The sequence below is a fragment of the Endozoicomonas sp. 8E genome (assembly GCF_032883915.1).
Taxonomy (GTDB): domain Bacteria; phylum Pseudomonadota; class Gammaproteobacteria; order Pseudomonadales; family Endozoicomonadaceae; genus Endozoicomonas_A.
The window spans coordinates 3,566,937-3,577,900 of the sequence record NZ_CP120717.1; the positions used below are offsets into that span (position 1 = coordinate 3,566,937).

A 10,964-nucleotide genomic window follows, 5' to 3' on the forward strand; every position below is an offset into this window, starting at 1 on the left:
GTCGTCTGATAAGGCTTCTAAAAACAAACCGTCTGCCAACTCCGTTGATGGCAAGCTCGCCAGTGAGCTGCTATAAAGTTTGCCGCAAACGTCAATCAATAGGCCTTAACCGGACGACGCACAAATTTTTCCCAATGGCGAATGGATTCACAGACGCTGATTTTTTAAGCCTGGATCTATGAAACGCTCACAAAAAAACAAAATGGCCTTATCGAGGGTTCGATCACTGCTGGTGACGATAATATTGGGTGGGCCGCTGCATGCACTTGAATTAGTCGGCTCAAGCCCGCTACCAGCTCATTTCCTGTATTCCAATAAGTTAGCTGAACCTGAACAGCCCGATCCTCTTCGGTGGTATCACGAGTTGACTCCCGTCATTCCCGGCTTAATTCTCGTCATTCCCGGCTTCATTCTCGTCATTCCCGGCTTCATTCTCGTCATTCCCGCGAAGGCGGGAATCCAAACTGACTCACCACCAGAACCGTACTGCCCGGTGCCCCCCTGGCTTTGTCATCCCCGAGAAGGCAGGGATCCACCGTTGGCGCTGGATTCCCGCCTTCGCGGGAATGACGACCTCAGAGCATGGGAACGAGCTGTTGGAGTTTTGCGACACCCTCTGGAGCGTGGGAACGAGTTGTTGGAGTTTTACGTGCCCCCTGAAGTTCTGGAGAACACTTCTAATGGTCTGATCACCAAGGGCGCCGCAGTAGGAGATGATGACGATAAGACACCTGACGGAAACAGCGGGAGTCCTGACCCAGAGCCCCAACCTGTCCTTACCCTTATTCCTGATCCTGTCCAAACTTGTCTGCAGCAAAAAAAGCAACTGCTTATAATATTACAAATCAAACGACTATGGGCAATTATGACAGGCCAAACCACGCTGGCCCGGATTTTGTCAGACCGGATTATGGTGATTGAAGCCGATCTTCTTGATCTGGAAAGGTCAGACCCTGCCAGAATTCAACCGGGGCTGATTCAGACATGGCTGGCGGAGAGCGGTCAGGAACTCAGAGTTTACCGTGAGACCGTTTCTGGCAAATATTCTGGCCGACAGGTGGGCAACGGGAAAAAGAACCAATCCTCCCGAATGACCAAAACATCAACGACCGCGACAACAGGTCAGACCGGCCAGACAAGCAGATCTGCTGCCCGTAACAAGGGAACCGGTTCGACAGACGCCAATGGTCGTGGAGGCGATGACCCACTGAGTCCATCAGCTGAGCAGGATACGGGTAACTCAATTGTCACTTGTTCAAAATGTGACAAAGTACTGAATCCACAGGAATTAGAACGTGTAGCAAATCAGACAACAGCTTCAGCGTTGTTGTGCAACAAGTGCCTGTCGGGCATTCAAGGTAACAAAAGGGCAAGACGAATCCGGGAAGAAGCAGAACCGGATTCACCAGAGCCCGATCCGAAAAAAAAGAAGGAGTCAGGTAGAAAGAGAAATAATTCAAAAGCAGCTGCTAATGCACCACCGGCCAAAAAAAAGAAACCGCCAGACACTCAAATTCCCGATGATCCGTTAGAAAAAATAAAAGCAAATATCAAGTACGAATTAAGTCAGGAAGAGCTGGAAAAAGTGCAAACCCTGGTGGCAGTATTCAAGAAAAAAAACATCACTGTAAAAAACACTTTTTATAAGCTGTCTGGTTTTGTAGATAGAAAGTCTTTTAATGGTTTCTTCGATAATGCCGCCGCTTTTTTTGGGCATCTTTCTGAAAACGTCAAAAATACAGGCATGCTGACCAGCATGCTGAATAATAGCAAAAAACATATCCGTAGTTTTGCAGAGCGTAGCCAGGATGAACTCGAATATTTAGCGAGTTTAGAGGTAGTGACTTCTTTCTCGTCCATGAATAATGGCAAAGGCGTGCCCACAAATAAGGAAGTGAAAGCAATACTGGGCTGGCCAGAATGGAAAGACAGGGATGGTGAGTTTAATACGAAGTTGTTCCGATCCTTCTCGTCCATGAATAGTGGCAAAGGCATGCTGAAACACGAACAAGTGAAAGAGGTGCTGGGCTGGCCAGAGTGGAAAGACAAGGATGGCGAGTTCAGTATGGAGCTGTTCCGCTCCTTATCATCCATGAACAGTAGTAAAGGCATGCTCAAACATGAGGAAGTGAAAGAGGTGCTGGCCTGGTCGGAATGGAAGGACAAGGATGGCGAGTTCAGTATGGAGCTGTTCCGCTCCTACTCATCCATGAACATTGGTAAAGGCATGCTCAAACAAGAGGAAGTGAAAGAGGTGCTGGGCTGGCCGGAATGGAAAGACGAGGATGGCGAGTTCAGTATGGAGTTGTTCCGTTCCTTCTCGTCTATGAACCATGGCAAAGGCATTCTCAAACAAAAGGAAGTGAAAGAGGTGCTGGGCTGGCCGGAATGGAAGGACAAGGATGGCGAGTTCAGTATGGAGCTTTTCCGCTCCTTCTCATCCATGAATAGTGGCAAAGGCATGCTCAAACAAAAGGAAGTGAAAGAGATGTTGGGTTGGCCTGAATGGAAAGACATGAATGGCGAGTTCAGTATGGAGCTTTTCCGCTCCTTCTCATCCATGAACAATGGTAAAGGCATCCTCAAACATGAGCAAGTGAAAGAGGTGCTGGCCTGGTCGGAATGGAAAGACAAGGATGGCGAGTTTAATACGAAGCTGTTCCGGTCCTTCTCGTCAATGAATAGTGGCAAAGGCTTGCCCACATATGAGCAAGTGAAAGAGGTGCTGGGCTGGCCGGAATGGAAAGACAAGGATGGCGAGTTCAACATTGAGCTGTTCCGCGCTTTCTCCTCCATGAATAGCAGCAAGGGCATGATTAAACATGAGGAAGTGAAAAAGGTGCTGGGCTGGTCGGAATGGAAAGACAAGGATGGCGAGTTAAATATGGAGCTGTTCCGCGCCTTCTCATCCATGAACAATGGTAAAGGCGTGCTCAAAAAAAAGGAAGTGAAAGAGGTGCTGGGTTGGCCGGAATGGAAAGACAAGGATGGCGAGTTCAATATGGAGCTGTTCCGCTCCTTCTCATCCATGCATAGTCAGAAAGGCATGTTCAAACACAGGGAAGTGAAAGAGGTGCTGGGCTGGCCGGAATGCAAGGACAAGGATGGCGAGTTCAATATGGAGCTGTTCCGCTCCTTATCGTCTATGAATCATGGCAGGGGCTTGCTCAAACAGGAGGAAGTGAAAGAGGTGCTATCCTGGTCGGAATGGAAAGACAAGCATGGTGAGTTCAACATTGAGCTGTTCCGCTCCTTCTCATCCATGAACAATGGTAAAGGCGTGCTCAAAAAAAAGGAAGTGAAAGAGGTGCTGGGCTGGCCGGAATGGAAAGACAAGGATGGTGAGTTCATTATGGAGCTGTTCCGCTCCTTCTCGTCTATGAATCATGGCAAAGGCATGCTCAAACAAGAGGAAGTGAAAGAGGTGCTGGGCTGGCCGGAATGGAAAGACAAGGATGGCGAGTTAAATATGGAGCTTTTCCGCGCCTTCTCATCTATGAATCATGGCAAAGGTATCCTCAAACATGAGCAAGTGAAGGAGGTGCTCGGCTGGCCGGAATGGAAAGACAAGGATGCCGAGTTCAGTATGGAGCTGTTCTGCGCCTTCTCGTCCATGAATAGTGGCAAAGGCATGCTCAAACAAAAGGAAGTGAAAGAGATGTTGGGTTGGCCTGAATGGAAACACAAGGATTGCGAGTTCAGTATGGAGCTTTTCCGAGCCTTTTCGTCCATGAACAGTAGCAGAGGTATGCTCAAACATGAGAAAGTGAAAGAGGTGCTCGACTGGTCTGAATGGAAACACAAGGGTGGCGAGCTCAATATAAAGCTGTTTCGCGTTTTCTCGTCCATGAATCACGGCCAAGGCTTGCCCAAACATGAGTCTGTGAAAAAAGTGCTGGACTGGATAGGTTGCCGGGGGGCGCCCGATCACAGGCTACTGCAAATCATGCCCAGGCTCTGGGTATCAGAAGGGCTACCTGCTATCAAGATGCTGCAACACCGGGAAACACAACTGAAACAGTTACTGCTTACAGAACTTACCGGAGAACACAGCAACCCGGTTAATGAAGGAGAGGATAAATACAATCGCCAGATAAAAACAGTCGTTCTTTATCTTTCCACCCCTAAGCCAGACTGGTCGCTAAAATGGAAGGTTTTAAAACAGTTCTGCCAATTGCATAAAGAGACTGAAACGCTTCTGATGCTGGAATCATTGATAGGATTTTTATCTTCTTCTGGAGGGAAAAGCGTCAAACGCTACCTTCAGGCTAATCAACTGGATCAGCATTTTTTGTGGCGTCATTCAATGAAAGCCGTGCCTTTGCACGTGTTAAATAGAGCAATGTTCCTGTGTTCTTGCGATGAAGACAGGGAGCTTTTTGTCTATTTTGCCAAGCGGTTGAAGTCATTGCCGGATAAAAGACTATGGGAGCAGTACTCAGCCCGGTTGCAACCATTATCGGCGGTACTGAAACTCGACTCTATGCAAAGGTTCTATCTGGAAATCCTGCAACCCTTAACAAAGGATGATCAGCTGCGTTTTCTGGATGCCAGCCACGCCCGGGTTGTGTTTGACCTGTTTCCCTCGTTGAGTGCTCTGCAAAAACTCAGCAAAGAGCATTCTTGCCATTGGTTGAAGAAGCTGCTCGAAGCCTGCCTGCAACTAAAAACCCATGACATCACCAAAGAAGGCATCCAGATACTGTTTGAAGCGTTACTCAAAACCCATAGTCTTCTCCCCTGGGATCACGATATCCCCGATCACTTTTTGTCCGGGATGCAAACGACCGACAACAACCATGTTGAGATACCTGTCTCCGGACTTATTCAATCAGGAGAACAGTTAGCCCTGAGCTATATTTCCGTGTTGATGCAGCACCTCAATGAGATGTCTTTTACCGTCAAAGGGCAGTGGCTTGAGGTTGAGGTGCCAGGTGACGGAGTTCAAAACTACCGCTTTCCAATGCCACAGCTGGAAATACAGGATGAAAAAATGGCCATCAGCAACTGGTCAGAGGAGCAGTTCAGGACTGTTTTGAAAATCACCGGGATATCTGAACACTATTATTTAACTGCAGATCAATGGCAGAAACTGGATAACGTTCAATCCAGGCAAGCTGAAGCCTATCAGGCAGAGAATGAATTGGAAGCACAAAAACAGCCATTTGCCAGTTTATGGTTGAAGCTCAACCAGACAGAAATTTTTGGCAGCGAAATACTGAATTTACTGGAGGAGTACGAGAACGAAATGGAGCTTATGCATACAGTGACCCTCCTTAAAAAAGCCAGAATCGATAGCGCTACTCACGTACTGGAAGAATGGCGGCAACGGGCGTGCAGCAAAATAGAGCGTTTAAAAAAGCAAGACCCTTTATTATCCGATGTTGATCCTGATGTTTATCAGGGTTGTCAGGAACTGGAGTTGCTTGATGGGTGTGGGAGTATTTTATAAAAAGACTTTTGTCGTCTGATAAAACTTATAAAAACAAACTGTCTGCCAACTCCGTTTATGGCAAGCTTGCCAGTGCGGTGCTATAAAATCTAGCGCAAACGTGAATCATCAGGCCTAAGCCGGATGACGTACGAATTTTTTCCACTAGCGAATGGATTCACAGAAGCTGATTTTATTAGCCTGGATCTATGAGACGCTCACAACAAAAAAAAGCTGCCTGCTCGATGGTCCGATCACTGCTTCTGCTAGTGACGATGTTGTTTGGGGATTCGCTGCATGCATTGGAATTAGTCGGCTCAAGCCCGCTACCAGCTCATTTCCTGTATTCCCATAAGTTAGCTGTACCTGAACAGCCCGATCCTCTTCGAGGGTGTCACGAGTTGACACCCGTCATTCCCGGCTTAATTCTCGTCATTCCCGGCTTCATTCTCGTCATTCCCGCGAAGGCGGGAATCCACACTGACTCACCACCAGAACCCTACTGCCCGGTGCCCCCCTGGCCTTGTCATCCCCGAGAAGGCAGGGATCCACCGTTGGCGCTGGATTCCAGCCTTCGCGGGAATGACGACCTCAGAGCATGGGAACGAGCTGTTGGAGTTTTGCGACACCCTCCGGAGCGTGGGAACGAGTTGTTGGAGTTTTACGTGCCCCCTGAAGTTCTGGAGAACACTTCTAATGGTCTGATCACCAGGGGCGCCGCAGTAGGAGATGATGGCGATAAGCCACCTGACGGAAACAGCAGGAGTCCTGAACCAGAGCGCCAACCTGTCCTTACCCTTGTTCCTGATCCTGTCCAAACTTGTCTGCAGCAAAAAAGACAACTGCTTCTAATATTACGAATCAAACGACTATGGGCAATTATGACAGGCCAGACCAGGCTGGCCCGGATTTTGTCAGACCGGATCATGGTGATTGAAGCCGATCTTCTTGATCTGGAAAGATCGGACCCTGGCACGATTCAACCGGGGCTGCTTCAGACATGGCTGGCAGAGAATGGTCAGGAACTCAGAGTTTACCGTGAGATGGTTTCTGGCAAATATTCTGGCAGGCAGATGGGCAACGGGAAAAAGAACCAATCCTCCCGAACGACCAAAGCATCAACGACCGCACCAACAGTTCAGACCGGCCAGACAAGTGGATCTGCTGCCCGTAACAAGGGAACCGGTTCGACAGGCGCCAATGGTCGTGGAGGCGATGACCCACTGAAACCCTCAGCTGAGCAGGATACCGGACATTCGGTTGTCGCTTGTTCGAAGTGTGACAAGGCATTGAATCCACAGGAATTAGAGCGTGTAGCAAATCAGACAGCAGCTTCAGCGTTGTTGTGCGACAAGTGCCTTTCGGGCATTCAAGGTAACAAAAGGGTAAGACGAATCCGGGAAGAAGCAGAACCGGATTCATCAGAACCTGCTCGGAAAAAAAAGAAGGGCCCGGCTAGAAAGAGAAAAAATTCAACCGCTGTTGCTGAACCAGCGGCCAAAAAAAAGAAACCGGCAGACACTCAGATCCCCGATGACCCATTGGAAAAAATAAAAGCAAATATCAAGTACGAATTAAATCAGGAAGAGCTGAAAAAAGTGCAAACCCTGATGGCGGTATTCAAGAAAAAAAACATTACCGTAAAAAACACTTTTTATAAGCTGCTTGGTTTCGTAGATAGAGATTCTTTTAATGGCTTCTTCGATAATGCCGCCGCTTTTTTTGGGCACCTTTCTGAAAACGTCAAAAATACAGGCATGCTGACCGGCATGCTGGGTGATAAAAAAAAACATATCCGTAGTTTCGCAGAACGTAGCCTGAGTGAACTCGAATATTTAGCGAGTTTAGATGCAGTGACTTCTTTCTCTTCCATGAATAATTGCAAAGGCGTGCCAACACATGAACAAGTGAAAGCAATACTGGGCTGGCCAGAATGGAAAGGCAGGGACGGCGAGTTTAATACGAAGTTGTTCCGATCCTTCTCGTCAATGAACAATGGCAAAGGAATGCTCAAACATGAGCAAGTGAAAGAGGTGCTGGGCTGGCCTGAATGGAAGGACAAGGATGGCAAGTTCAGTATGGAGCTGTTCCGCTCCTTCTCATCCATGAACAATGGTAAAGGCGTGCTCAAAAAAAAGGAAGTGAAAGAGGTGCTGGGCTGGCCGGAATGGAAAGACAAGGATGGTGAGTTCATTATGGAGCTGTTCCGCTCCTTCTCGTCTATGAATCATGGCAAAGGCATGCTCAAACAAGAGGAAGTGAAAGAGGTGCTGGGCTGGCCGGAATGGAAAGACAAGGATGGCGAGTTAAATATGGAGCTGTTCCGCGCCTTCTCATCCATGAATAGCAGCAAGGGCATGATTAAACATGAGGAAGTGAAAGAGGTGCTGGGCTGGCCGGAATGGAAAGACAAGGATGGCGAGTTCAGTATGGAGTTGTTCCGCTCCTTCTCGTCTATGAATCATGGCAAAGGCATCCTCAAACAAAAGGAAGTGAAAGAGGTGCTGGGTTGGTCGGAATGGAAAGACAGGGATGGCGAGTTCAGTATGGAGCTTTTCCGCTCCTTCTCATCCATGAACAATGGTAAAGGCGTGATCAAAAAAAAGGAGGTGAAAGAGGTGCTGGGCTGGCCGGAATGGAAGGACAAGAATGGCGAGTTTAGTGTGGAGCTATTCCGCTCCTTCTCATCCATGAACAATGGTAAAGGCGTGCTCAAAAAAAAGGAAGTGAAAGAGGTGCTGGGCTGGCCGGAATGGAAACACAAGGATGGCGAGTTCAGTATGGAGCTGTTCCGCTCCTTCTCATCCATGAACAATGGTAAAGGCATGCTCAAACGAAAGGAAGTGAAAGAGGTGCTGGCCTGGCCGGAATGGAAAGACAAGGATGGCGAGTTCAGTATGGAGCTGTTCCGCACCCTCTCATCTATGAATCATGGCAAAGGAATCCTCAAACATGAGCAAGTGAAAGAGGCGCTGGGCTGGCCAGAATGGAAAGACAAGGATGGCGAGTTCAACATTGAGCTGTTCCGCGCCTTTTCGTCCATGAATAGCAGCAAGGGCATGATTAAACATGAGGAAGTGAACGAGGTGCTGGGCTGGCCGGAATGGAAAGACAAGGATGGCGAGTTCAGCACGGAGCTGCTCCGCGCTTTCTCATCTATGAATCATGGCAAAGGCATCCTCAAACATGAGCAAGTGAAAGAGGTGCTGGGCTGGCCTGAATGGAAAGACAAGGATGGCGAGTTCAGTATGGAGCTGTTCCGCGCCTTCTCATCCATGAACAGTGGTAAAGGCATGCTCAAGCATGAGGAAGTGAAAGCGGTGCTGGGCTGGTCGGAATGGAAAGATGAGGATGGCGAGTTCAATATGGAGCTGTTCCGCTCTTTCTCATCCATGAATAGCAGTAAGGGCATGATTAAACATGAGGAAGTGAAAGAGGTGCTGGGCTGGCCGGAATGGAAAGACAAGGATGGCGAGTTCAATATGGAGCTGTTCCGCGCCTTCTCATCCATGAACAGTGGTAAAGGCATGCTCAAACAAGAGGAAGTGAACGAGGTGCTGAGCTGGCCTGAATGGAAAGACAAGGATGGCGAGTTCAATATGGAGCTGTTCTGCGCCTTCTCGTCCATGAATAGTGGCAAAGGCATGCTCAAACAAAAGGAAGTGAAAGAGATGTTGGGTTGGCCTGAATGGAAACACAAGGATGGCGAGTTCAGTATGGAGCTGTTCCGAGCCTTTTCGTCCATGAACAGTAGCAGAGGTATGCTCAAACATGAGAAAGTGAAAGAGGTGCTCGGCTGGTCTCAATGGAAACACAAGGGGAGCGAGCTCAATATAAAGTTGTTCCGCGTTTTCTCGTCCATGAATCACGGCCGAGGCTTGCCCAAACATGAGCCTGTGAAAAAAGTGCTGGACTGGATAGGTTGCCGGCGGGCGCCCAATCACAGGCAACTACAAATCATGCCCAGGCTCTGGGTATCAGAAGGGCTACCTGCTATCAAGATGCTGCAACACCGGGAAACACAACTGAAACAGTTACTGCTTACAGAACTTACCGGAGAACACAGCAAGCCGGATAACGAAGGAGATGATAAATACAATCGCCAGATAAAAACAGTCGTTCTTTATCTTTCCACCCCTAAGCCAGACTGGTCGCTAAAATGGAAGGTTTTAAAACAGTTCTGCCAATTGCATAAAGAGACTGAAACGCTTCTAATGCTGGAATCATTGATAGGATTTTTATCTTCTTCTGGAGGAAAAAGCGTCAAACGCTACCTTCAGGCTAATCAACAGGATCGGCATTTTTTGTGGCGTCATTCAATGAAAGCCGTGCCTTTGCGCGTGTTAAATAGAGCAATGTTACTGTGTTCTTGCGATGAAGACAGGGAGCGTTTTGTCTATTTTGCCAAGCGGTTGAAGTCATTGCCGGATAAAAGACTATGGGAGCAGTATTCAGCTCTGTTGCAACCATTGTCAGGAGTGCTGAAACTCGAATATATGCAAAGGTTCTATCTGGAAATCCTGCAACCCTTAACAAAGGATGATCAGCTGCGTTTTCTGGATGCCAGCCATGCCCAGGCTGTATTCGATCTGTTTCCCTCGTTGAGCGCCCTGCAAAAACTCAGCAGAGAGCATTCTTCCCATTGGTTGAAGAAGCTGCTTGAAGCCTGCCTGCAACTAAAAACCCATGACATCACCAAAGAAGGCATCCAGATACTGTTTGAAGCGCTGTTCAAAACCCATAGTCTTCTACCCTGGGATAACGATATTCCCGATCACTTTCTGTCCGGGATGCAAACGACCGACAACAATCATGTTGAGATACCTGTCTCCGGACTTATCCAATCAGGACAACAGTTGGCCCTGAGCTATATCTCTGTCTTGATGCAGAACCTCAATAAGATGTCTTTTACCGTCAAAGGGCAGTGGCTTGAGGTTGAAGTGTCGGGTGATGATGTTCAGACCTATCGCTACCCAATGCCACAGCTGGAAATACAGGATGAAAAAATGGCCATTAGCAACTGGTCAGAGGAGCAGTTCAGGACTGTTTTGAAAATCACCGGGATATCTGAACACTATTATTTGACTGCAGATCAATGGCAGAAACTGGATAACGTTCAATCCAGGCAAGCTGAAGCCTATCAGCCAGAGAATGAATTGGAACCACAAAAACAGGCGTTTGGCAGTTTATGGTTAAAGCTGAACCAGACAGAAATCTTTGGCAGCGAAATACTGAATTTACTGGAGGAGTATGAGAGCGAAATGGAGCTTATGCATACAGTGACCCTCCTTAAAAAAGCCAAAATCGATAGCGCTACTCACATACTGGGAGAATGGCGGCAAAGGGCGTGCAGAAAAATAGAACAGTTAAAAAAGCAAGACCCTTTATTATCCGATGTTGATCCTGATGTTTATCAGGGTTGTCAGGAACTGGAGTTGCTTGATGGGTGTGGGAGTATTTTATAAAAAGACTTGTGTCGTCTGATAAGGCTTCTAAAAAAAACTGTCTGCCAACTCCGTTTATGGAAAGCTCG

At 47.9% G+C, this 10,964-nt stretch carries 2 protein-coding genes; both read left to right on the top strand.

Features of this window, described 5'->3' with window-relative positions; all coding sequences use genetic code 11:
• Nucleotides 1–178: 178 nt before the first annotated feature.
• Nucleotides 179–5,452 carry a hypothetical protein gene (locus P6910_RS11730; protein WP_317146422.1) on the top strand — a complete coding sequence of 1,758 codons (5,274 nt, stop codon included), beginning with the start codon at nucleotides 179–181 and terminating at the stop codon, nucleotides 5,450–5,452.
• 254 nt (nucleotides 5,453–5,706) lie between these two features.
• On the top strand, nucleotides 5,707–10,896 hold the full coding sequence (locus P6910_RS11735; protein ID WP_317146423.1) for a hypothetical protein: 5,190 nt from the start codon (nucleotides 5,707–5,709) through the stop codon (nucleotides 10,894–10,896).
• The last annotated feature ends 68 nt before the right edge of the window (nucleotides 10,897–10,964 follow it).